The 20574-nt window shown below is 64.2% G+C and carries 19 protein-coding genes, 1 tRNA gene and 1 pseudogene; 14 read left to right on the top strand and 7 right to left on the bottom strand.

The window, feature by feature from the left end; all coding sequences use genetic code 11:
* Positions 1–9: 9 nt before the first annotated feature.
* The 3 genes from dhaL to G4G27_RS00515 are packed head-to-tail and all read right to left on the bottom strand — an operon-like array spanning position 10 to position 4255.
* Positions 10–1728, bottom strand: coding sequence for a dihydroxyacetone kinase subunit DhaL (dhaL, locus tag G4G27_RS00525; RefSeq protein WP_183111155.1), 1719 nt, complete (start codon positions 1726–1728; stop codon positions 10–12).
* Positions 1725–3056 (bottom strand): MFS transporter, encoded by a 1332-nt coding sequence (locus G4G27_RS00520; RefSeq protein ID WP_183111153.1) that lies wholly within the window; start codon positions 3054–3056, stop codon positions 1725–1727. Before G4G27_RS00520 ends, dhaL begins: the two co-directional genes overlap by 4 nt.
* On the bottom strand, positions 3053–4255 hold the full coding sequence (locus G4G27_RS00515) for a cytochrome P450 (RefSeq protein ID WP_183111151.1): 1203 nt from the start codon (positions 4253–4255) through the stop codon (positions 3053–3055). Before G4G27_RS00515 ends, G4G27_RS00520 begins: the two co-directional genes overlap by 4 nt.
* Before the next feature lie 129 nt (positions 4256–4384).
* Between G4G27_RS00515 and G4G27_RS00510 the strand changes: the two genes are divergently transcribed.
* Positions 4385–4900, top strand: a complete 516-nt coding sequence (locus G4G27_RS00510; protein ID WP_183111149.1) for a MarR family transcriptional regulator — start codon at positions 4385–4387, stop codon at positions 4898–4900.
* Between the two features lie 19 nt (positions 4901–4919).
* Here the strand turns inward: G4G27_RS00510 and G4G27_RS24060 are convergent.
* Together G4G27_RS24060 and G4G27_RS00505 are read right to left on the bottom strand one after the other, a co-directional pair.
* A pseudogene (locus G4G27_RS24060) lies at positions 4920–5159 on the bottom strand (formylglycine-generating enzyme family protein); the annotation flags it as partial.
* 363 nt (positions 5160–5522) lie between these two features.
* A tRNA-Pro gene (locus G4G27_RS00505) sits at positions 5523–5599 on the bottom strand.
* A 170-nt stretch (positions 5600–5769) separates the two neighbouring features.
* On the opposite strand from G4G27_RS00505, the gene yajC reads away from it, so the two are divergent.
* The 5 genes from yajC (at position 5770) to G4G27_RS00480 (ending at position 10501) form a co-directional block, all read left to right on the top strand.
* Complete coding sequence (yajC, locus tag G4G27_RS00500; RefSeq protein WP_183111147.1) at positions 5770–6108, top strand: preprotein translocase subunit YajC; 339 nt, start codon at positions 5770–5772, stop codon at positions 6106–6108.
* A gap of 4 nt (positions 6109–6112) precedes the next feature.
* Positions 6113–7702 carry a protein translocase subunit SecD gene (gene secD / locus G4G27_RS00495; protein WP_183111145.1) on the top strand — a complete coding sequence of 530 codons (1590 nt, stop codon included), beginning with the start codon at positions 6113–6115 and terminating at the stop codon, positions 7700–7702.
* A gap of 13 nt (positions 7703–7715) precedes the next feature.
* Positions 7716–8687 (top strand): protein translocase subunit SecF, encoded by a 972-nt coding sequence (gene secF, locus G4G27_RS00490; protein ID WP_183111144.1) that lies wholly within the window; start codon positions 7716–7718, stop codon positions 8685–8687.
* Between the two features lie 122 nt (positions 8688–8809).
* Positions 8810–9181 (top strand): MTH938/NDUFAF3 family protein, encoded by a 372-nt coding sequence (locus G4G27_RS00485; RefSeq protein WP_183111143.1) that lies wholly within the window; start codon positions 8810–8812, stop codon positions 9179–9181.
* Positions 9182–9271: 90 nt separating this feature from the next.
* A complete protein-coding gene (locus G4G27_RS00480; RefSeq protein ID WP_183111141.1) occupies positions 9272–10501 on the top strand; it encodes a DUF3089 domain-containing protein in 1230 nt (409 codons plus the stop codon).
* Here the strand turns inward: G4G27_RS00480 and G4G27_RS00475 are convergent.
* Positions 10456–11661 (bottom strand): glycosyltransferase, encoded by a 1206-nt coding sequence (locus G4G27_RS00475; RefSeq protein ID WP_183111139.1) that lies wholly within the window; start codon positions 11659–11661, stop codon positions 10456–10458. The two genes, G4G27_RS00480 and G4G27_RS00475, sit on opposite strands and share 46 nt — an antisense overlap.
* A 249-nt stretch (positions 11662–11910) precedes the next feature.
* Between G4G27_RS00475 and G4G27_RS00470 the strand changes: the two genes are divergently transcribed.
* Positions 11911–12585 carry a PilZ domain-containing protein gene (locus tag G4G27_RS00470; RefSeq protein WP_183111137.1) on the top strand — a complete coding sequence of 225 codons (675 nt, stop codon included), beginning with the start codon at positions 11911–11913 and terminating at the stop codon, positions 12583–12585.
* A 16-nt stretch (positions 12586–12601) separates the two neighbouring features.
* Here the strand turns inward: G4G27_RS00470 and G4G27_RS00465 are convergent, their stop codons facing one another.
* Positions 12602–13426: a class I mannose-6-phosphate isomerase gene (locus G4G27_RS00465; RefSeq protein WP_183111135.1), complete on the bottom strand. Its 825-nt coding sequence runs from the start codon at positions 13424–13426 to the stop codon at positions 12602–12604.
* A 127-nt stretch (positions 13427–13553) separates the two neighbouring features.
* On the opposite strand from G4G27_RS00465, the gene G4G27_RS00460 reads away from it, so the two are divergent.
* From G4G27_RS00460 to ligA, 7 genes are all read left to right on the top strand, one after another.
* Entirely contained in the window at positions 13554–14474 is a 921-nt protein-coding gene (locus G4G27_RS00460; RefSeq protein WP_183111134.1) for an outer membrane protein assembly factor BamD, read from the top strand.
* A gap of 71 nt (positions 14475–14545) precedes the next feature.
* Entirely contained in the window at positions 14546–15496 is a 951-nt protein-coding gene (locus G4G27_RS00455; protein ID WP_183111132.1) for an alpha/beta fold hydrolase, read from the top strand.
* A gap of 55 nt (positions 15497–15551) precedes the next feature.
* Positions 15552–17216, top strand: a complete 1665-nt coding sequence (gene recN / locus G4G27_RS00450; protein ID WP_183111130.1) for a DNA repair protein RecN — start codon at positions 15552–15554, stop codon at positions 17214–17216.
* A 250-nt stretch (positions 17217–17466) separates the two neighbouring features.
* A complete protein-coding gene (locus tag G4G27_RS00445; RefSeq protein ID WP_183111128.1) occupies positions 17467–17637 on the top strand; it encodes a hypothetical protein in 171 nt (56 codons plus the stop codon).
* Between the two features lie 85 nt (positions 17638–17722).
* The gene (locus tag G4G27_RS00440; protein ID WP_034159288.1) at positions 17723–17929 is read left to right on the top strand and encodes a cold-shock protein; all 207 of its coding nucleotides are present in this window, start codon (positions 17723–17725) and stop codon (positions 17927–17929) included.
* Positions 17926–18201, top strand: a complete 276-nt coding sequence (locus tag G4G27_RS00435) for a hypothetical protein (protein ID WP_244624492.1) — start codon at positions 17926–17928, stop codon at positions 18199–18201. The genes G4G27_RS00440 and G4G27_RS00435 overlap by 4 nt, the downstream gene beginning before the upstream one ends.
* Positions 18202–18384: 183 nt before the next feature.
* Positions 18385–20451 carry an NAD-dependent DNA ligase LigA gene (gene ligA, locus G4G27_RS00430; protein ID WP_183111126.1) on the top strand — a complete coding sequence of 689 codons (2067 nt, stop codon included), beginning with the start codon at positions 18385–18387 and terminating at the stop codon, positions 20449–20451.
* Positions 20452–20574 lie beyond the last annotated feature (123 nt).

Genomic DNA, 20574 nt, shown 5'->3' with positions numbered 1-20574 from the left:
TCTTATGTGTCATTGCGGATCGGATTTCGGCAGCGCGCCGAGCCAGACGGTGACGGCTTCCGCGCCGGGATCGACGTGGCCGATCGCGCGATCACCAACGTAGCTGGATCGTCCGAAGCGTGGATCGAGCGCGGCGGTTCGGTCGGCGCCGGCCCGCGCCGCATGCACCGCCCTTGCCAGCGCATCATCGGCGCTGCTGCCCCCCTGCGCGTCCTTGACCAGCGCCTCGGTCGCCGGAACAAGGGCATCGAGCATCGTGCGGTCGCCGTGTTTGGCGCCGCCCAGATCCGTGATCGCCTGGCACCCGGCGGCAAGCGCGCGGGCCCAATCAGCGAGCGCCAAAATACCGCCCTCTTCACGCAGGCTGATCGCGACTGCCAGCGTCAATGCCGCATAGAGTGGACCGGACGTGCCCCCGACGCTGCGTCGTAGAATGGCCGATATCTGCTCGAGCATGACAGCCGGGTGTGCCGGATCGAGCGCGTCGAGTTCATGTAGAACGGCGCGCGCGCCCCGCGCCATGCTGATGCCGAGATCGCCGTCGCCGACCTTGCTGTCGAGTTCCGTCAGCACCGGTTCCGCCGCAATCAGAGCGTCGGCCGACGCCTGAACGGCGGCGCGTAGCCGCACTTGCATGGCGGGGCTGGCGAGGGGGCCGCCCGTCGACACAAGAGCCGGTGCGGTGACGGGGGCGGCAAGCAGCTGAAGCTTCGAAGCCGGTGTCAGCGGCGTGGACCAAGCCGGCGCGTCGGTTGGCGCATCCAGTCGATCGAGCATCTGCTCGGACGCGATGGCCAGGGTGATCGAACAGCCTGCCATTTCGAGCGCCGTCAGGAATGAACCGACCATGACGCGGTCGACGATGAAGCCACGCTCGCGGCATATCTGGATCGCTGATCCCGCGACGATCGAGAGCTCGGCAGGCGGCGTGCCGCCTAGGCCATTGATCATGAGTACCACCCGCGCACCTGCTTTGATCGACTTGCGCTCCGCGATCGTGTCGATCAGACGTCGCGCGATCGCTTCGGCCGCCGCGGGCGGCTCGCGGCTCGCGCCTGGCTCGCCGTGGATGCCCAGCCCATATTCGATTTCGTCATCGGCCAATACGAAGCTGGGGGTGCCATTGACCGGTACGGTGCAAGCCGAGAGTCCGACTCCCATCGTACCGATATTGGGTACGAGCCGTTCCAATTCGATTTGCAACGCTTCGAGCGTTGCGCCGGCTTCGGCAGCGGCGCCGGCGACCTTGTGCACCAGCATCGTGCCGGCGAGACCGCGTGCTCCGGCGCGGCTCTTGCCAGCTGCAAGGGCAACGTCGTCGTCGACGAGGACAACCGCGACCTTCAGCCCTTCCGCCCGCGCCAGCGCCGCCGCCAATCCGAAATTCAGCCGGTCGCCGGTGTAGTTCTTGACGATCAGCAGGCATCCGGCCGGCCCAGTGACCAGCCGAATTGCGACAAGCACCGCGTCGACGCTGGGCGAAGTGAAGACTTCGCCTGCGACCGCCGCCGTCAGCATGCCCGCGCCGACATAACCGGCATGCGCAGGTTCGTGCCCCGAACCGCCGCCCGAGACCAGCGCCACCCGGCCGATGTCGCAATAGGTGGCATAGTCCGCACGTACGATGACGTTATATTCAGGCATGATAAGCACGCGTCGGTCGGCCAAAGCGATGCCCGCGAGCATGTCCACCGTCACGTCCGACGCCGCGTTGATGAGCCTCTTCATGATGCGCGATCCTGGATCCGCTGTGAAATCGTCAGGCTGACGAAGCTCACGGCGGCAGCACAACTGGCCACGAGCGCGAGCGATCGACCAACTGCGGTCTCGTCGCGGAAAAGATAATCGGTACACAGAGCGATCAGGGTCGAGCCGAGCGTCATGCCGATCATCGTCACCGCGAACAGATAGCAGGCAGTCACCTGGCCCCGAAACTGGTTGGGGGTGATCGAGTAGAGCGCGACCGGCGCCAGTCCGGTGGGCAGACCCAGCACGAAGCACGACCAGCCGAGCGCGATCAACGCGGTGAGCGGTGTCGACACGAAGCCAAATGCCGCGAGCGACGGAATCATCAACAGCGCCGACCAGCGCATCGTAACGAGAGCGCCCCGCGGGCCCATGCGCAGGACAAGGCGATCGGCGATCCAGCCGCCAAGCATGATCCCCGACGTTCCGCAGACGAGCAGCAGCGTGCCATAGATCGCACCGATCTGGCCCGCCGACCAGCCATATACCCGGATGAAATACGTCGGCGCCCAACCTGAGAGACTGAAATTGATCAGGCCATTTGCGCCGAACGCCAGCATCATCGTGCCAAGCGCCGCACCGTTCCGGCGGAAGAATGCCAGGCTGTCGGCAACGCCCGCACCCTCGGCGCTCACTTCCATGCGGGCAGGCTCGCGCACCAGCGCGATCAAGGCGGCTATCAGCAGCCCCGGCGCGCCGACCGCGAAGAAGGCGAGCTGCCAGCCCTCGACCTGCCCGATCAGCGGTACGCTGGTGCCGGCGTAACGCTCGGTCGCCTCGATCGCGACACCGCCCAGGATCAGCGCAAGTCCCGATCCGACGAACACGCCGGTCGAAAAGACGCTCATCGCACGCGCACGCCGTTCGGGCGGAAAATAGTCCGCGATCATCGAGAAGGCGGCGGGCGACAGTGTCGCTTCGCCGACGCCCACGAACATGCGCGCGATGAACAGCCCTGCAAAGCTGCTCGATATGCCGCAGGCGACGGTCGCCATGCACCACAATGTCATCCCCGCGACGATGATGTTACGCCGGTTATATGTATCGACCGCCCGGCCGATCAGGATGCCGAACATCGTGTAGAAGATTGCGAATGCCAGGCCGTGTAACAAGCTGACCTGCGTGTCGGAAATCGCCAGGCTCGCCTTGATCGGCTGTACCAGCAGGCTGAGGACCTGGCGATCGATCAACGAGACGGCATAGGCAAATAACAATACCACCACCACCGCCCATGCCCGCACCGGACCATAGGCGAACCGTGGGGAGCTGGGCGCCTCTGGCGGCAGTGCGTCATTGCCGACAGCGGTCATGCCGCCGTCGCCCGGATCGGCAGCGACGACAGGCCGCGCAGCCAGTTGTTCATCTGATAGCGCGGCTCGCCAGCCGGCACGATCGTGGCGGCGTGACGAGCAAGCGCCTCCAGCGCCATCTCCGCCTCAAGCTTGGCGACCATCTGGCCGATGCAGGCATGGATGCCGACGCCGAAGGCAACATGACCGGCCGAGTTACGACGCAGGTCGAAGCGGTCCGGATCATCGAAACGACGCGGATCCCGGTTTGCGGCGCCGACCAGTAGCAACACCTTGCTCTCGGCCGGGATCGTCACGCCTTCGATCTCGACATCGCAGGTGGTGGTGCGACCGATATAGGGACTGGGCGATCGGTGCCGCAGGCTCTCGTCGAATGCTGCCTTGACCAGTGAAAGATCCCGGCGGACCAGCGCCCATTGCTCAGGGTGTTGCGCCAGCGACTGGATCGCGAAGCCGATGCCATTCATCGTCGTGTCCATGCTGGCCGAAAAAAAGGTGCGGACCAGCACGGCGGCATCGTCTTCGTCGATACCCGCCTGGGCACAGGCCGCGTAAATCCGGGCGCCCAGGCCATCGTCGGACAGCCGCTCGCGACGGCAATGCTCAACCACGACTTCCATGATCGGCGCAGCCTTTTCGCGCGATTGTTTTAGAAGGAGGTTGTCGGGACCCATCGCGTTGAAGTTAAGCTCGGAATAGGTGAGCATCGCCTCGCGGTGCTCCTCCGGCAGCCCTAACATCGTTGGCACCACGATGAAGGGAAAGATCTGGGCATAATCCTTGGCGGCGTCGAATTCGCCCTGCGCGACAAGCGCCGCAGCCAGTGCGTCGGCAGTTTCCGCAAACTGCGCGCGAATACGCGTCAGCGTCTCGCCGGTCAGTACGCTTGCCATGATCTTGCGATAACGCCCGTGATCGGGCGGATCGTTTTCCAGGATCAGGCTTGGGCGACGCCAGACGGCGGCCTTCCCGATGTTGGTCAGCCCGGTTCCCGATGCCGAAGAAAAACGGCGCCAATCGGCGAACGCGGACTTGACCAGATCGTGTCGGGCGAGCGCCCACAGGTCGTATTGCGGAAGATAGAGGACCGACTCCGCCGCGAGCGCGGCGCGATCGAAAGTGCCGGGGTTGCACAGCGTTTCCTCGGCAAACGGATCGATCTCGATGATCGTCCGCGCAGATTCTGACCTGCCTGCCACCCATTCCTCTCCCTGCGTCACGCCAGTCGGTGCTGGAGTTTGTAATCAAACTCTCGTTTAAGCACAAACTCTGGACAGTCAATCCTGAATGCAGCATTCGGATCCCTCACAAGGGCAGGCGACCGCACGATGGAGCAGATGAAAAAGGCATTCGATCGACCGCCATCGGATTACGATCGCGAGGCGTACCTGCAAAAGGACCAGTTCGTTCCGCATCTGCTGACCGTGGCCAACAACGGCTATGCTTGGCACGCGTCGCGCCTGTACCTGGATGTCCTCGGCATGGGCGTAAACGAGACGCGGGTCCTGTCGATCCTCTACGAGTTCGGCGAACTGCAGGCGTTTGAAATCTGCGATATCTTGAGCATGAACAAGGCGACCGTCAGCCAGTCACTCAAAAAGCTCGAAAAAAACCGCCTTTTGAAGATCGAAAGCGGCAGGCATGGCCGTTACGCGAAGCCCACGCCAGAGAGTCTGCCCGTCCACCGCCAGATCGTCCGCATGGCGCGATCACGTGAGGAAGTGCTCCTGGACGGCTTCAGCCCGGAGGAACGTGACAAATTTCGCGATTTTCTTACCCGTTTCGCAGAGAACCTGCCCAAGGCCGTCGAGTACACCGCCCGTCACTTTCAAAATCAAGAGTAGCTCCCAGCCCTGCCGCCGGTCAGTTACGGGCGAGCTTCCCTGCTGCGGATGATACGGCGGTGCCGATATGACTGGTCGAAGTGTCCAGCGCCTGTGGGTGACGTGCGGCGGGACAACAACTCTGGCAATAATTAGCGGCGCATAGGTGCGAGCCGCCTTTCAGCACCTTGCGTGGGATCGGGATGGCACTCGAGGCAGGATCGAAGCTATCCCGCCGCAGCCCGCCGCGTGGGTTGGCGGGAACGCGGCATCCGCCGCGCTTGATCGGCTCTGTTGGGCCGCTCCGAGCTGACTTTATACTGCGCATCCTTGATACTGCGCATCCTTGGCGGCATCTTCTTCGGCGCGCAGCGTAGCACTTCGCTGATCGTCCTCAGCCTGAGCCGCTGCTGCGACTGCGTCCTGACATCAATATCGACGAGCCGGCAATATGCCGCGCATAAACTCTTCCAAAGTCGCGCTGATATTGCTTGCACTTGGATGCGGATCACTCGATCTGCCACGAATCGGATTGCCCTAAAGTGCTCCGGCTTACCACACACGGTGATTGCTGGGTGATTGCCAGCACGAAAAGCACACCCCCAAGATTGGTTGAAAATCGGGACTAAGTCGTTGATTTTCTTGGTCGGGGCGACAGGATTCGAACCTGCGACCCCCACACCCCCAGTGTGATGCGCTACCAGGCTGCGCTACGCCCCGACCGAGGCGAGCGCGTCTATGCGGGTGTGGCGCCGGATGCAAGCGTCCAGTGTTCGCTGCCGCATGTTCGTCGCGCACCACGAATGTTGCGTGTCCCCGGTGATGATGATAGCGCGCGGCGCTTATAGCGTGGGGCGTCCGCCCTGCCGTCCCGCCATTCAGGTAGAAGCATGTTCATCCCCTCAGCCTACGCCCAGACCGCCGGTTCGGCCGCCAGTGGCGGCATGGGCTCGTTCCTCAGCCTCGCGCCGCTGTTTCTCGTCTTCATCGTCTTCTATTTTCTGATGATTCGCCCGCAGCAACGCCGCATGAAGGCGCTTCAGGCAACCATCGAAGCGGTCAAGAAGGGCGATTCGGTCGTCACCGCCGGTGGCATCCTGGGCAAGGTGACCAAGGTCGAGGAGCGCTTTGTCGAGGTCGAGATCGCCCCGACGGTCAAGGTCCGTGTGGTCAAGGCGACGCTGACCGACATCACCAGCCCCGGTTCCGCCAAGCCAGCGAACGACTGAACCCATGCTCGATTTTCCGCGCTGGAAAGTAAGATCGATCGTCGCCTTGCTGGTGGCGCTGATGCTGCTTGCCGTTCCCAGCTTCTTTCCCGAAAGCGTGACCAGCAAATGGGGTTCGTTTCCCCATCCGCGGATCAACCTCGGCCTCGATCTCGCCGGCGGCTCCTATCTGCTGCTTGAAGCCAATACGAGCGACCTGGCGAATTCGCGCCTGGAGTTGATGCACAACAATATTGTCGACGCGATGAAGACGGCCCCGCGCATCAGCATTGGGGATATCTCTTCGCAGGGCGGTAAGCTGAGCTTCATGCTGCGCGACGTGACGCAGCTCGATGACGCGCGCGAGCGGCTGAACAAGCTGACCAAGGGCGCCGGCATGACCGGTCAGCGCGATTGGGACCTGCAGGTCGTCGATGCCAGCCGGATCGTGATGACGCCGACCAAGGCGGGCACGGACCAGGCGATCACCGATGCGATGAGCACCGCGACCGATGTCGTACGCATCCGCATCGATAAGCTGGGCACCAAGGAGCCGACGATTATTCGCCAGGGTGCGACGCGTATCGTCGTCCAGGTCCCTGGCCTGAACGACCCGAGCGAGTTGAAGAAATTGCTCGGGACCACCGCCAAGCTCGAATTCAAGATGGTCGATGAGACGCCGACCATTCCAGGCCAGACGACGGCACCGGTCGGCAGCCAGTTGCTCGATTATCCCGAAGGTGGGCCACAAGCCAAGATACTGGTCAAGCGCCAGGCGATCCTGACCGGCGATCAGCTCGTCAGCGCCAAGCAGTCGTTCAAGCAGGAAGATAATTCGCCGGTCGTCGATTTTGCTTTCGACACCGTCGGCGGCAAGAAATTCGCCCGCATCACGCAGCAGAACACCGGCAAGCGCTTTGCCGTGATTGTCGATAACAAGGTTATTTCGGCGCCGCGCATTAACACCCCGATTTTGGGTGGCGCTGGGTATATCGAGGGCAGCTTCACGGTCGAATCCGCCAACAGCCTCGCCATCGCGCTCAGCTCGGGCAAGCTCCCCGTGGCGCTCAAAGTGATCGAGGAACGCTCGGTCGGCCCCGATCTGGGGGCGGATTCGATCCGCTCCGGCATTCTCGCCTCTGTGATCGCGGTGACCGCGGTCGTGGTCTTCATGCTGCTGACCTATGGCCGGTTCGGCGTCTATGCGAACCTCGCGGTGGTGATCAATGTGATCGTCATCGTCGGCGTGCTTGCAGTCATCAACGGCACGCTCACTTTGCCCGGTATCGCCGGTTTCGTGCTGACCATCGGTACGGCGGTCGACGCCAACGTGCTGATCAACGAGCGTATCCGCGAAGAACGGCGGCGCGGACGCAACGTGATCCAGGCGGTCGAGCTCGGCTACAAGGAAGCGAGCCGCACGATTTTCGAAGCGAACGTGACCCATGCCATATCGGGCGTGATCATGCTGATGCTCGGCTCGGGCCCGGTGAAGGGTTTTGCGGTCGTGCTGCTGATCGGCATCGTCACATCGGTGTTCACCGCCGTCGTCTTTACGCGAATGATGGTCGCCCTCTGGCTGCGCAAGGCGCGGCCATCAGACATCAATATTTGATCGGCGAACAGATATGCGCCTCCTGAAACTCGTCCCCGACAATACGAACCTGCCGTTCGTATCGTTACGCAAATGGGCCTTTGCCCTGACCATGGCCTTGTCGCTCGCCGCAGTCGGACTGGTTTGGGCCAAGGGCCTGAATTTCGGCGTCGATTTCGTCGGCGGCCTGATGATCGAGGAAAAATTCGGGACCGAACCGAACCTGGATAAGTTGCGGACCACAATCGACCGGCTTGGCCTGGGCGAGGTCAGGCTGCAGCAGTTCGGCGATCCCAAGACCGTCTCGATTCGCCTCCCGCCACCGTCAAGCACCGACCAGGCAGCGACCACTGCGGTCGTGCAGAAGGTCCAGACGGCGATCACCAAAGAATTCCCGGACGCGAAATTCTCCAAGCAGGACGCGGTTTCGGGTAAAGTCTCGAACGAGCTGATCTGGTGGGGTATTGCGGCGGTCGTGCTCGCGGTGCTCGGCATCGGCCTGTTCGCGATCTTCCGTTTCGAATGGCAGTTCGGTGTCTCGACCGTGGTCGCGATCGTCCACGATCTGCTCATGACGCTCGGTTTCTTCGCGCTGACTCAGCTCGAATTCGACCTCAACATCGTTGCCGCGGTGCTGACCATCATTGGGTATTCGATCAACGACAAGATCGTCATCGACGACCGTATCCGTGAGAATATGCGCCGCTATCGCAAGATGGAGATGCCGCAGATCATCGATCTGTCGGTCAACGAGACGCTGCCGCGTACCGTGATGACCTCGCTGACCATCCTGCTCGCACTCGGATCGCTGCTGATGTTCGGCGGCCATGTGCTGCGCGGCTTCACCTCGGCGATGATCCTCGGCATCTTCGTCGGCACCTATTCGTCGATCTATGTGTCGTCGTCGCTGCTGATCTCGCTCGGCCTGCGCGCCGACCCGAACAAGGCGGATGCGCCGACCACATCGAGCAATGCGGAGCGGGTCGGCCCCAAAGGCCGGCCCTAACCCTCGATTCCGCCGACGGATATCCAGCATCCGTTCGGCCTGAGCCTGTCGAAGGCTATGAGCGGCGTTTGCCAGGCACTTCGACAAGCTCAGTGCGAACGGTCCATCTTGGGCGAACGACAATGAAGATGGAAAAGGCCAAGACCGACGGCCCGATCATCTCGGGCTTTTCGGCGGGTGGGTTCAAGATCGACGACGGCGTCTATGCCGCGCTGCTGGTCACCCCGGTGCGCGCCGATGGCTGGACGCCACCGCCGGTTGCCGCGTTGGCACTGACCGACCTCGAACCGCTGCTCGCGCTCGATCCGCCGCCGGAATTCCTGCTGCTCGGCACGGGGCCGTCGCTGATCCGTCCGCCAGTATCGCTGGTCAGGGCGATCGAGGCGCGGGGCCTTGGTATCGAGGCGATGGACAGCCGCGCCGCCGCGCGCGCATGGGCCGTACTGCGCGGCGAAGGCCGCTGGATCGCCGCCGCGCTTTATCCCCTCGCCTGACGGTCATAATCTCTCTGCGAACGCCGAACGCACCCCCTCGACGCGAGCGTAACGACCGCGCTAGATTGTCGCGAAAGAGGGAGGGATAAAATGAAATCTACCGCATTGCTGCTGGCCCTGATTGCGACACCCGCCGCCGCCCAGACAACGACACCGCCGCCGACTCCTGAGAACGCGCCACCGGCGTTGATCAATGCGCCGCCGCCGCCGGCCAGCCCGTCGCCCGCACCCGATTACAAGCAGGACGCGAGCTGGCTGTGTCGGCCGGGCCGGGCCGATGCCTGCGCCGCCAATCAGGATGTCACGATCATCCGCCCCGACGGCAAGCAGAAGATCGAGAAGTTCAAACCCGATCAGCTGATCCAGTTCGACTGTTTCTATGTCTATCCCACCGTCTCGCTCGATACCTCGCCGAACAGCGACATGACCGCAGGCGACGAGGAAAGGACCGTCGCGGCAGCGCAAGCCGCGCGCTTCAGCCAGAAGTGCAAGGTCTATGCCCCGCTTTATCGGCAGGTCACGCTGACCGCGCTGCAGGCGGTATTGCAGGGCAAGCCGCTCGCGGCGGACCGCGCCATGGCCTATGCCGATGTGAAAGCGGCATGGGAGGATTATCTCGAGCGCGACAATAATGGCCGCGGCGTGGTGCTGATCGGCCATAGTCAGGGCGCCGGCATCCTCAAGGAACTGATCGCCAAAGAGATCGAACCCAATCGCGCGACGCTGAAGAAGATCGCCTCGGCGATGCTGATCGGCACCAATGTCGCGGTCCCGACCGGACAGGTGGTCGGTGGCGATTTCAAAAAGATGCCGCTGTGCCGCGCCGATGGCCAGTATAATTGCGTCGTCACCTACGTCACGTTCCGCGCCGATTCGCCGCCACCAGCGGGCAGCCGCTTCGGCAAGGTCGCGACCGCCGGCCAGTCGGTCGGCTGCACCAATCCGGCGGCGCTTGCCGGCGGCAAGGCGGTGACCAACGCGATCCTCGGCGCGAAGGGCGCCGGGTTTGGCAGCGCGCCGATGGGACCATGGGCGACCGGCGGATTGCCGGTCACGACCAGCTTTGTGAAGGTGCCCGGCCTGATTTCCGCCGAATGCGTGTCGAACGACGGCTTCGATTATCTGGCGGTGACGGTGAATGCCGACCCGAAGGACGCGCGCACCGACACGATCGTCGGCGACGTCGTGGTCGGCGGGCAGATGCTCAAGGATTGGGGCCTGCACCTGATCGACATGCCGGTCGAGATGGGCGACCTCGTCACCCTGGCCGATCGTCAGGCGGCGGAGTGGCGCGGCGTGCCGTGGAAATCGCGGAAGTGATCCACTAATCCCGATAAATGCTCGTACAGCGCGGCGGTGTTCGCTTCCCAGGTGAAGCGCGCCGCCGCGTTGCGCGTTTCATCACGCGTCGGCGGATCGGCGAGCAGATCGGCGATCGCCGCCGCGAAAGCACCGGCGTCGCGCGGCACGATCCGGCCCGCTGCCGGGGTGTCGACCACTTCTCCCGCGCCGCCCGCATCGGTGATCACAATCGGCGTGCCACAAGCGAGCGACTCGACCCAGGCATTGGCGAGCCCCTCCGACGACGACGCCAGCGCCATGACATCGGCGGTGGCAAGCAAGGCGGGCAGATCGGCATGCGGCAGGCTGCCGAGCAGCCGGATACGATCGCTCGCCCCCGACCGTAGGATTTCCGCCTCAAGTGCGGCGCGCTCAGGCCCCTCACCCGCAATCAGCAACGAAACGCCGGGCAGCGACGCGACCGCGCGCAGGACGATGTCATGACCCTTGCGCGGAATCAACGCACCGAGCGACACGACCAGCGGCCCGGCGATGCCCAGCGCCGCCTTCCCTGCTGCACGGTCGCGCGGCGCGAAGCGGGTGAGATCGACGCCGGTACGATGGACACGAATGCGCTCCGCCGGCATGCCGATCGCCGCCATGTCGGCCTTCATCGCCAGTGAGACGGCGAGCGTGCCCTGCGCTTTCCGCCCCGCGGCGACGACCTGCGCCGCGGTGGCCGGCGCTGTGCCCCAATGATGGATATCGGCGCCCCGCGCCTTGATCGAGACGGGTACGCCGAAATGCGCGCCGAGCGCGACTGCGGCGGGTCCGTCGGGAAAGAAGAATTCGGCATCAATCACGTCGAAGGCGAAATCGCGTCGGATCTCGGCCAGCAATGGCCGCAACATGCGCACTAGCGCGGCGGTGTGAAAACGCCCCCGGGTGCCCGGAATCGTCACAAAGCGCGGCCGGCGTGTGTCGAGCCCCTTCCAGGTTTCACGCTCGGGCACAGCGGCAAGCGGTCGGTAATGCGCCAGCATCGCCGTCGGCCAGGGCGGCAGGCCGAGCGGTGTGACGAGCCGGAGATCGACGTCCGGATGCGCGGCCAGGCCCAGTGTTTGCCGTTCCACGAACACCCCGAAATTGGGCCGCGAAACATCAGGAAACAAGGTCGAGAGTGTGAGGACGCGAAGCATGGTGGAGTGGGTTTAACGCGCGAAGGTTACTTTGCTCCTATCCCCGCCTCGCCACAAGAAGTCCGCCCGCCGCAGCCAATATGCTGCATGCGCCGTTAAGCACGGTCGATATCGCGGTTGTTAATTGTAAAAAAATATAGCCTCCCCTGAGACCGGGAGAAGCATTGCCGTCTGCGGGGAGGACGATGATGCGAAATCCAACAATTAGAAGCCGATCGTAAGCCTGGACTGCTTGCAGGGGAATACCGCATGCTGGAAGACGACGAAGACCATGCGTCGACGATTGCAACGCCGTCCGGCGCGCAGGAGCCGGAGCGCCGGCGTGACCCCCGGCAGGTAACCGTTCTGCGCGTCGCCAAATTGCACAGCGCGGCTGGCGAAGAACTCTGCCTGGTCCGCAATATCTCGTCGGGCGGCCTGATGGCCCATGTTTATTCGACGCTTGCCACTGGCGATCATGTCACGGTCGAGTTCAGATCCGGCCATGCGATTCCCGGACACATATTGTGGCAGCGCAACGGCCTGGCCGGCATGGAGTTCGACGAGAAAGTGGACACGACCAGCGTCCTGTCCGGCGATGATCTTTCACCGCAGCCGGCACAGCAGCGTGCGCCGCGTGTGGAACTCGAACTGCCCGGCCGCATCCGCGTCGGTGCGCGTTATCACGCCGCCACCTTGCTCAACATCTCGCAGGGTGGGGCCAAAATCCGCGCGGCGGAGGAGATCGAACCGGCGGAAAAGCTGGTGCTGATGGTCAATGGCCTGCCGCCGGTCGCGGCATCGGTGCGCTGGCGCGACAATGGCCAGACCGGCATCGCCTTCGATATTCCCGTGCCATTCGACGTGTTGGCGCAGTGGATACCCATGATGCAACGCCAGGCGCAGAGCCGGCCCGATGGGCCGGCGTCGGAACTCCGAATCTAGGGCCCGCATCCCGGGATCAGATCCGTTTGTCCCCCGGATAGGCGAACAGCAAATCGCTCCCGATCGACGCGGTGATCTGAGTCGTCCCTTCGAGCAACAGGCATTCGCCCGCTTTCCAGGCGACACCGTCGGCATACCCCTCGCCCGTGATCGGCACGAACCAGCCGGGCACGCCCGTCGGCAACACGACCGAGCGTTCACCGCCGGGCCAGCGTTCGAGCACGAATTTCGGTCCTTCGACCAGCAGAATGCGGTCGTCCGCGACCCGGCCCGGTGCGCTCGGCGCGACGAAAGGCACGGCGTCGGCCACCGCCACGCCATCATCGAGATGCAATTCGCGCGGACGGCCATAGTCATAGAGGCGATAGGTCGTATCCGAATTCTGCTGCGTCTCGATTACCGTGATGCCGGCGCCGATCGCGTGGATCGTGCCGCTTGCCGAATAATAGAAGTCGCCCGCCTTGACCGGCTTCCAGTCGAGCTTGTGCTCGATCGACCCGTCCAGCGCCGATTGCCGCAATTCCTCCTGCGACATCGGCACGAGCGTGCCGAGTGCGATCGTCGAATCGGGTTCGGCCGCGAGTACCACCCAGCATTCGTCCTTGCCGCGCGGCAGGCCGCGGGCATGCGCCTGATCGTCATTGGGGTGGACCTGGACCGAAAGTTTTTCCGAAGTGAAAAGATATTTGATCAGCAGGTCGGGCTCATCCGCGTGCGGCGTCTGGAACCACACTTCACCGATCGGCGCATCCGCGGGTGCTGGATCGGCGAAGCCGGGCCACAGCGTATGGCGCCCCCACGGCTTTTCCACCCGGCGCGTGGCGAGCAAGGTCGCGGTCATAGGTCGAGTCCCTTCGATGTCGTGGATTTCCTTAGCTGCAACGCACAAATCACGCCACGTGATCCCGTCCGGGGCGCAACGCGAAAAACATTGTGGGCGCGCGGGCGGCTGGGCTAAGGATGCGCCGATGCGTATCTCATTGTCCCGTCCGCTAGCGCTTGCGCTCATCGCCGTGCTGGCGCTTCCGATCGCCGGTTGCGCGCGCAATCGCGGCAAGAACGACGTTCCCTATATCGCCCGCGATGTCGGCACGCTCTATTCGGCGGCCAAGCATCGGCTCGACCAGGGGCGTTACAAGGAGGCGGCGGCGCTGTTCGACGAGGTCGAGCGCCAGCACCCCTATTCGATCTGGGCGCGCCGCGCGCAGCTGATGAGCGCATTCTGCAATTATCTAAGCAAGGATTACACCAGCTCGATCCAGTCGTCGCAGCGTTTCCTGTCGGTCCATCCCGGCAATCGCGACGCGCCTTATGCCTATTATCTGATCGCGCTCGGCTATTACGAGCAGATCAGCGACGTGACCCGCGACCAGAAGATTACCCAGCAGGCGCTCGATTCGCTCGGCGAACTGACGCGGCGCTATCCCAATACGCGCTATGCCTCCGACGCGCGGCTCAAGATCGATCTGGTCCGCGATCACCTTGCCGGCAAGGAAATGGAAATCGGGCGCTTCTATGAAGGGCGCGGCCAATGGCTTGGCGCCACGCTGCGTTTCCGCAAGGTCGTCGACGATTATCAGACCACGACTCACGCGCCCGAAGCGTTGATGCGGTTGACCGAAACCTATCTCGCGCTCGGCGTGCCGGATGAGGCGAAGAAATCCGCTGCGGTGCTTGGCGCCAATTATCCCGGCTCCGACTGGTATCAGCGCGCCTACAAGCTGATCGAAGACCATCCCGCCGTGGCGATGAAGCCGACGCCGCCGGGTCAGCCGATCATTCCCGAAGGGACTGTCGGCGCGAAGCCGACATTGCCCGGCAGCAGCGCGATCGCCCCCAAGGACGAAAAGGCGCCGGCCCCGTCGAACAGCAGCCCGAGCGGCACCTGACACCGGGGCGACAGCGCGGCTGGGCGCGGCTGAGCGTCGCCGCATGACCCCCGCTGTATGACCCCCGCCCCATGACCGTCGTCATTGGCATTGCCGCCGCGCTGGCCGCGCTCGTCGTCGCCGGGCTGGTCTATTCGATGCTGCGCGCGCGTCAGGTCGAGGGCCTGCTGCCGCCACTTGGCCACTTCTTCGAGATCGACGGAAAGCGCCTCCATTATACCGATGCCGGCAGCGGCGACGCGATCGTGCTGATCCACGGTCTGGCGGGGAACGGCCGTCATTTCGGCTATGCGCTGACCGATCTGCTTGCCGCGAACCACCGCGTGGTCGCGGTCGATCGACCGGGGTCCGGCCATTCCGACGGCATCGCGGGCAATTTCTCGCTGCAGACCCAGGCACGGATGATTGCCGGGCTGATCGACCATCTTGCCCTGAACAAGCCGTTGGTGGTCGGTCACTCGCTCGGCGGCGCGGTCGCGTTGACGCTCGCTGTCCTTCATCCGGACAAGCTGCGCGGCGTCGCCTTGCTTGCCGCGCTGACCCGGGTGATCGATACACCGCCGGCGGCGTTCCGCGCGCTCCGGATACGCTCGACCGCCGTGCGCCATTTTGTCGCATCGGTGGTCGCAGTGCCGATGTCGGCAATCAATTCGGCGAAATCGGCGCGCGCCGTCTTCGCGCCGGAGCCCGCACCGGCCGACTTTGGAATTCGCGGCGGCGGACTGCTTGTGCAGCGGCCGGGTGCGATCTTCACCGCGTCCACCGAACTGACTGAGGCGCCCGAACAACTCGCGCCGATCGTCGCCCGTTATGGCGAGATCGTCATACCGGTGTCGATTCTCTACGGCCGGTCCGATGAGATTCTCGATCCCATGTTTCACGGCGAGGCGCTGCCGACGCTGATCCCGCATGCGCGGACCGCCCTGATCGATGGCGGCCATATGATTCCGATCACCGCCGCCGCGACGGTCGCGACATGGATCCAACGCCAGTGTACCGAACAATGTGCCGCACCGGCCTGACCCGCAAAGAACAATTCCAGAACGTCGAAACATTCGTTAAAGGCCGCGTGGAACCATGCTGACCGCGCTTTCCATCCGTGACGTCGTGCTGATCGAGGCACTCGACCTGGAGTTTCGCGAGGGGCTCGGCGTGCTCACCGGCGAGACCGGGGCGGGCAAGTCGATTCTGCTCGACGCGCTCGGCCTGACGCTTGGCGCACGCGGCGATACTGCGCTGGTCCGGCACGGCACGATGCAGGCAGTGGTCACGGCAAGCTTCGACACGCCGCACCGCGATGGCCCGATCGCCGCCTTGCTCGGCGAAAACGGCCTCGACATCGATCCCGGCGAACCGCTCATCATCCGCCGCATCGTCAAGGCCGATGGCGGGAGCCGCGCCTTTATCAACGACCAGCCCGCCTCAGCCGGCCTGTTGCGCGAGCTTGGCGCTTTTCTGGTCGAAATCCATGGCCAGCACGACGATCGCGGCCTGCTCGCACCGAGCGGCCACCGCGCTCTGCTCGATGCGTTCGGGCGAATCGATTCCGGCCCGGCGGCGCGTGCGCACCGCATCTGGCGCGCAGCCGAGACTGAGCTGGCGACGGCGCGTGCCGAACTCGACGTGCAGGAGCGCGACCGTGAATGGCTCGACCATGCCGTCGCAGAACTGACCGCGTTCGGCCCTGAGGCTGGTGAGGAGGAAATACTCGCTACCCGTCGCGCCGGCATGCAGCGTGGCGAGAAGATCGCCGACGACCTTCAGGCGATCGCCGACCTGCTCGAAGGGTCGGATGGCGGCCTGGCGAAGCTGCGCCAGGCGGCACGTATCCTCGAACGTGTCGGCGGCGATCATGAGGCGCTGGCCGAAGCGCTGGCGGCAATCGACCGCGCGATCATCGAGGGTGCCGAGGCGCAGGAAAAGGTCGACGAAGCCGCCGCTGCGCTGGCGTTCGATCCGGCGCGTCTCGAAGAAGACGAGACCAGGCTGTTCGACCTGCGCGCGCTGGCACGCAAACACCGCGTCCAGCCCGACGATCTCGCAGCGCTCAGCGAAGAGCTGGCCGCGAAACTGGAACGGATCGAAAGGGGCGGCGCGGGCATCGCGGCGCTCGAACGAACGCTGGCGGACGCGGCCGCCACTTACGATACCGAGGCCGGGCTGCTGACAACGAGGCGGATCGACGCGGCGGCACGACTCGATGCCGCGGTGAAGGGCGAGCTTGCTCCGCTGAAACTCGATGCCGCACGCTTCCGCACCGCGATCGCGCCGCTCGCTGCCGAAAGCTGGGGCGCCGCCGGCAAGGATCGGATCGAGTTCGAGATATCGACCAACCCCGGTGCGCCTTTCGCGCCGCTGGCCAAGATCGCCAGCGGCGGCGAATTGTCGCGCTTCATTCTCGCGTTGAAGGTTGCGCTGGCCGAAGAGGGCGCCGCGGCGACGATGATCTTCGACGAAATCGACCGCGGCGTCGGCGGCGCGGTGGCCAGCGCGATCGGCGAACGACTCGCCCGACTCGCCGGGAACACCCAATTACTGGTGGTGACGCACAGCCCGCAAGTCGCGGCGCGTGGCGGCCATCACCTGCTCATCGCGAAAAGCCATGACGGCACCGTCACGCGCACCGGCGTCAGGGCGCTTGACGATGCACAACGCCGCGAGGAGATCGCTCGCATGCTTTCCGGATCGACCATCACCGATGAAGCGCGAGCTCAGGCGGAGCGGTTGCTCGAAATGGCGTGAAAGCGGCGTGGTTTGAACAGCACTCGCCGCCCGCACGAACGGCACCACTGGTATCATTACCGGAGGTCGTCTCCCAATTTGCGACATGACGGTATTACGCGGCGATAAGGCGACAATAGGGCCTGAGTTAAACGATGCGACAAATCCGCAAAACCATGCTATAGATGGTTCATCGCGTGAGATTGCCACAAGCATCGCGTGACTGAGAGACCTTCGCGCTCCCGCTTGTTGTAAGCCCCGGAGCCGTTTCTTGGACCTCAATTACCTGCTGAGCCGCGAACAGATTTCGTTGATGCGCGCCGATGTCGCCGCATGCGAATCGTCGCGCGCTTCGCACACTGGGCTCGCGCGTGGTTATGCCGCGCTGCTTGACGCCGAACCCTATCCGTTTCGCAACTCGGTCGGCCCGCTGGCCGATTGAGACGACCGCCTTCGAGATGCACCGGCCGGGGCCGGACGGTGCTTTCGGTTTTTCTTCCCGGCTCCGTCTACCCAAGGAAATATCTATGCCGATCGGCACCGTAAAATTCTTCAACGCCGACAAGGGCTATGGCTTCATCGCGCCAGAGGGCGGCGGGAACGACGCCTTTGTCCACATCAGTGCCGTTGAAGCAGCAGGCATGCGCACGCTCGATAAGGAACAGCGCGTTTCTTACGAGCTCGAACAGGATCGTCGCGGCAAGATGTCGGCCGTGAACCTCGCTTCTGCGTGATTGATGTGCGGGCGCCGGCTTCGTCCGGCGCCCGCGCTCTTTCACCTGGAACCCCGAGGAGACACCCTACGAATACCACCGCACTGTTCTATCGCGATCGCGCACGTCAGGCTGAGGCCGACGCCGATTCCGCGACCCTCGACAATGTCCGCTCGCGCTGGCTCCGCGCCGCGAAAGCCTGGGACGAGATGGCGACCCGCGCCGAAAAGACCGCCGAGCGCCGTTCCGTCAACGAAGAAGCCAAGGCGATGGCCGGCGAAGACGACGATTAGTTTTCGCGACCAAGTTTGATTTCCGTTCGCACTGAGCTTGAAGCCTGCCCTGAGCGCCTGCCTTGCAGGCAGTCGAAGGGTGCCGTTTTCCTGGCCGGGACGCCAAAAGCAAAACGGTGCTTCGACAAGCTCAGCACGAACGGGGGGTTGATGCCCTGCCCTGACCTCCGGTAGCGCTGCGGGATGACCGCGCCGATTCCCGAGACCGACGAAGCCGCCGCCGCTGAACTGGCGCAACTCGCCGAAGAGATCGCGCGGCACAACGCGCTTTATCACACAGATGACGCACCCGAGATTTCGGATGCCGACTACGATGCCCTCGTCCGCCGCAACGGCGCGATCGAGAAGGCCTTTCCGCATCTCGTTCGCACCGATTCGCCGAGCGTGCAGGTCGGCGCCGCGCCCGCCGGTCATCTCGCCAAGGTGGCACATGCCCGGCCGATGATGAGCCTGGAAAACGGCTTTTCCGACGAGGAGATCGTCGAGTTCATCGCGCGGGTCCGTCGCTTCCTGCTGTTGCCCGAAGATACCGAGGTGGCATTGACCGCCGAACCCAAGATCGACGGCCTGTCCTGCTCGCTGCGCTACGAGAAGCGCACCCTGGTCCGCGCCCTGACACGCGGTGACGGTCAGGTCGGCGAGGACGTGACCGAGAATGTCCGTACGATCGACGACATCCCGACGATATTGCCGGCCGCTGCCCCGGACGTCTTCGAAGTGCGTGGCGAGGTCTATATGGACAAGGCCGCCTTTGCCGCGCTGAATGCGCGATTGCTCGCTGAAGCCGAAGCGGCGGGCGACGCGTCGAAAGCGCGGCAGTTCGCCAATCCGCGCAACGCCGCCGCCGGATCGCTGCGACAAAAGGATGCGACCGTCACTGCCTCACGCCCGCTGCGTTTCCTGGCGCATGGCTGGGGTGAGACCAGCGCCGTGCCGGGCGAGACCCAGACACAGGTCGTCGCGGCACTACGCCGCTGGCAATTCCCCATCGCCACCGCCTTTACCCGCGTCGAATCGGTCGATGACGCGCTGGCAGTCTATCGCGGCATCGAAGCCGGCCGCGCCGACATGCCGTTCGACATCGACGGCGTCGTCTACAAGGTCGACCGGCTCGACTGGCAGGCCCGACTCGGTGCGGTCGCGCGCGCGCCGCGCTGGGCGATCGCACACAAATTCCCTGCCGAACGCGCACAGACATTACTTGAGCGGATCGATATCCAGGTCGGACGCACCGGCAAGCTGACTCCGGTCGCGCGGCTTACCCCGGTCACGGTTGGGGGCGTCGTTGTGACCAATGCGACCTTGCACAATGCCGACGAGATCGCTCGCCTCGGCGTCCGTCCCGGCGACCGCGTCGTGCTCCAGCGTGCCGGCGACGTCATCCCGCAGATCGTGGAGAATCTGACTCGCGACGAGGCGCGCCCGGAATGGCATTTCCCGACCCTGTGCCCCGAGTGCCAGTCCGACGCGGTGCGCGAGGAGGGCGAAGTCGATATTCGCTGCACCGGCGGCCTGATCTGCCCGGCGCAACGCATCGAACGGCTGCGCCATTTCGTGGCCCGTGCCGCGCTCGATATCGAAGGGCTCGGCCTGAAGCAGATCGAGGATTTCTTCCATGACGGGCTGATCCACAGCCCGGCCGACATTTTCCGCCTGACCGAGGAGCAATTGCTCGCGCGCAAGAAGGATGGCCGGGTCTGGGCGACAAATCTGCTCGCCGCGATCGAGGCCAAGCGCACACCCGATCCCGCACGCTTCCTGTTCGGCCTCGGCATCCGCCATATCGGCGCGGTCACCGCGCGCGATCTGGTCAAGGCGTTCGGCACCGTCGAACGCATCGCCGAGATCGCACGCGACCCCGAGGCGCGCGCAGAGCTGGAATCGGTCGAGGGCGTCGGCCCGGTCGTCGCCGAGGCGCTGGTCGATTTCTTCGCCGAGGAACATAATCGCGAGGCCTGGGCAGATCTGCTCTCCGAAGTGCGTCCGCTCGCTTATGTCTCGAATGTTCGCGAGTCGCAGGTCAGCGGCAAGACCCTGGTGTTCACCGGCAGCCTCGAATCGATCAGCCGCGACGAAGCCAAGGCTCAGGCCGAAGCGCTCGGCGCGCGCGTCGCCGGGTCGGTGTCGGCCAAGACCGACCTGGTGATCGCCGGGCCGGGGGCCGGGTCGAAGCTCAAAAAGGCCGCGGAACTGGGGATCGAAGTGATCGACGAGGCGGCATGGGCGGAGATCTTCGCCGGCGCGCGGTAATTCATCCGCGATTCAGGTGATGCTTTTTTGCAACGCACCATGATTGAGTCGATCGGGGTCTAGCGTAACCACCCCGATGTCATCTATCCGAAATAATCAAGTCGCATGGGGCCAGCAACGGCG

This window comes from Sphingomonas sp. So64.6b, assembly GCF_014171475.1.
Taxonomy (GTDB): Bacteria; Pseudomonadota; Alphaproteobacteria; order Sphingomonadales; family Sphingomonadaceae; genus Sphingomonas; species Sphingomonas alpina_A.
The sequence above is the reverse complement of the archived record's forward strand: the minus strand, read 5'-3'. Positions and strand labels throughout refer to the sequence as shown.

Bases quoted from the DNA above. Each gene is read 5' to 3' on its own strand.
- G4G27_RS00510 (WP_183111149.1), top strand. From the start codon at position 4,385: ATGGAGCAGATGAAAAAGGCATTCGATCGACCGCCATCGGATTACGAT.
- G4G27_RS00460 (WP_183111134.1), top strand. From the start codon at position 13,554: ATGCGTATCTCATTGTCCCGTCCGCTAGCGCTTGCGCTCATCGCCGTG.
- G4G27_RS00485 (WP_183111143.1), top strand. From the start codon at position 8,810: ATGAAGATGGAAAAGGCCAAGACCGACGGCCCGATCATCTCGGGCTTT.
- G4G27_RS00465 (WP_183111135.1), bottom strand. From the start codon at position 13,426: ATGACCGCGACCTTGCTCGCCACGCGCCGGGTGGAAAAGCCGTGGGGG.
- secF (WP_183111144.1), top strand. From the start codon at position 7,716: ATGCGCCTCCTGAAACTCGTCCCCGACAATACGAACCTGCCGTTCGTA.
- G4G27_RS00455 (WP_183111132.1), top strand. From the start codon at position 14,546: ATGACCGTCGTCATTGGCATTGCCGCCGCGCTGGCCGCGCTCGTCGTC.
- yajC (WP_183111147.1), top strand. From the start codon at position 5,770: ATGTTCATCCCCTCAGCCTACGCCCAGACCGCCGGTTCGGCCGCCAGT.
- G4G27_RS00520 (WP_183111153.1), bottom strand. From the start codon at position 3,056: ATGACCGCTGTCGGCAATGACGCACTGCCGCCAGAGGCGCCCAGCTCC.
- G4G27_RS00475 (WP_183111139.1), bottom strand. From the start codon at position 11,661: ATGCTTCGCGTCCTCACACTCTCGACCTTGTTTCCTGATGTTTCGCGG.
- ligA (WP_183111126.1), top strand. From the start codon at position 18,385: ATGACCGCGCCGATTCCCGAGACCGACGAAGCCGCCGCCGCTGAACTG.
- recN (WP_183111130.1), top strand. From the start codon at position 15,552: ATGCTGACCGCGCTTTCCATCCGTGACGTCGTGCTGATCGAGGCACTC.
- G4G27_RS00470 (WP_183111137.1), top strand. From the start codon at position 11,911: ATGCTGGAAGACGACGAAGACCATGCGTCGACGATTGCAACGCCGTCC.
- dhaL (WP_183111155.1), bottom strand. From the start codon at position 1,728: ATGAAGAGGCTCATCAACGCGGCGTCGGACGTGACGGTGGACATGCTC.
- G4G27_RS00480 (WP_183111141.1), top strand. From the start codon at position 9,272: ATGAAATCTACCGCATTGCTGCTGGCCCTGATTGCGACACCCGCCGCC.
- secD (WP_183111145.1), top strand. From the start codon at position 6,113: ATGCTCGATTTTCCGCGCTGGAAAGTAAGATCGATCGTCGCCTTGCTG.
- G4G27_RS00440 (WP_034159288.1), top strand. From the start codon at position 17,723: ATGCCGATCGGCACCGTAAAATTCTTCAACGCCGACAAGGGCTATGGC.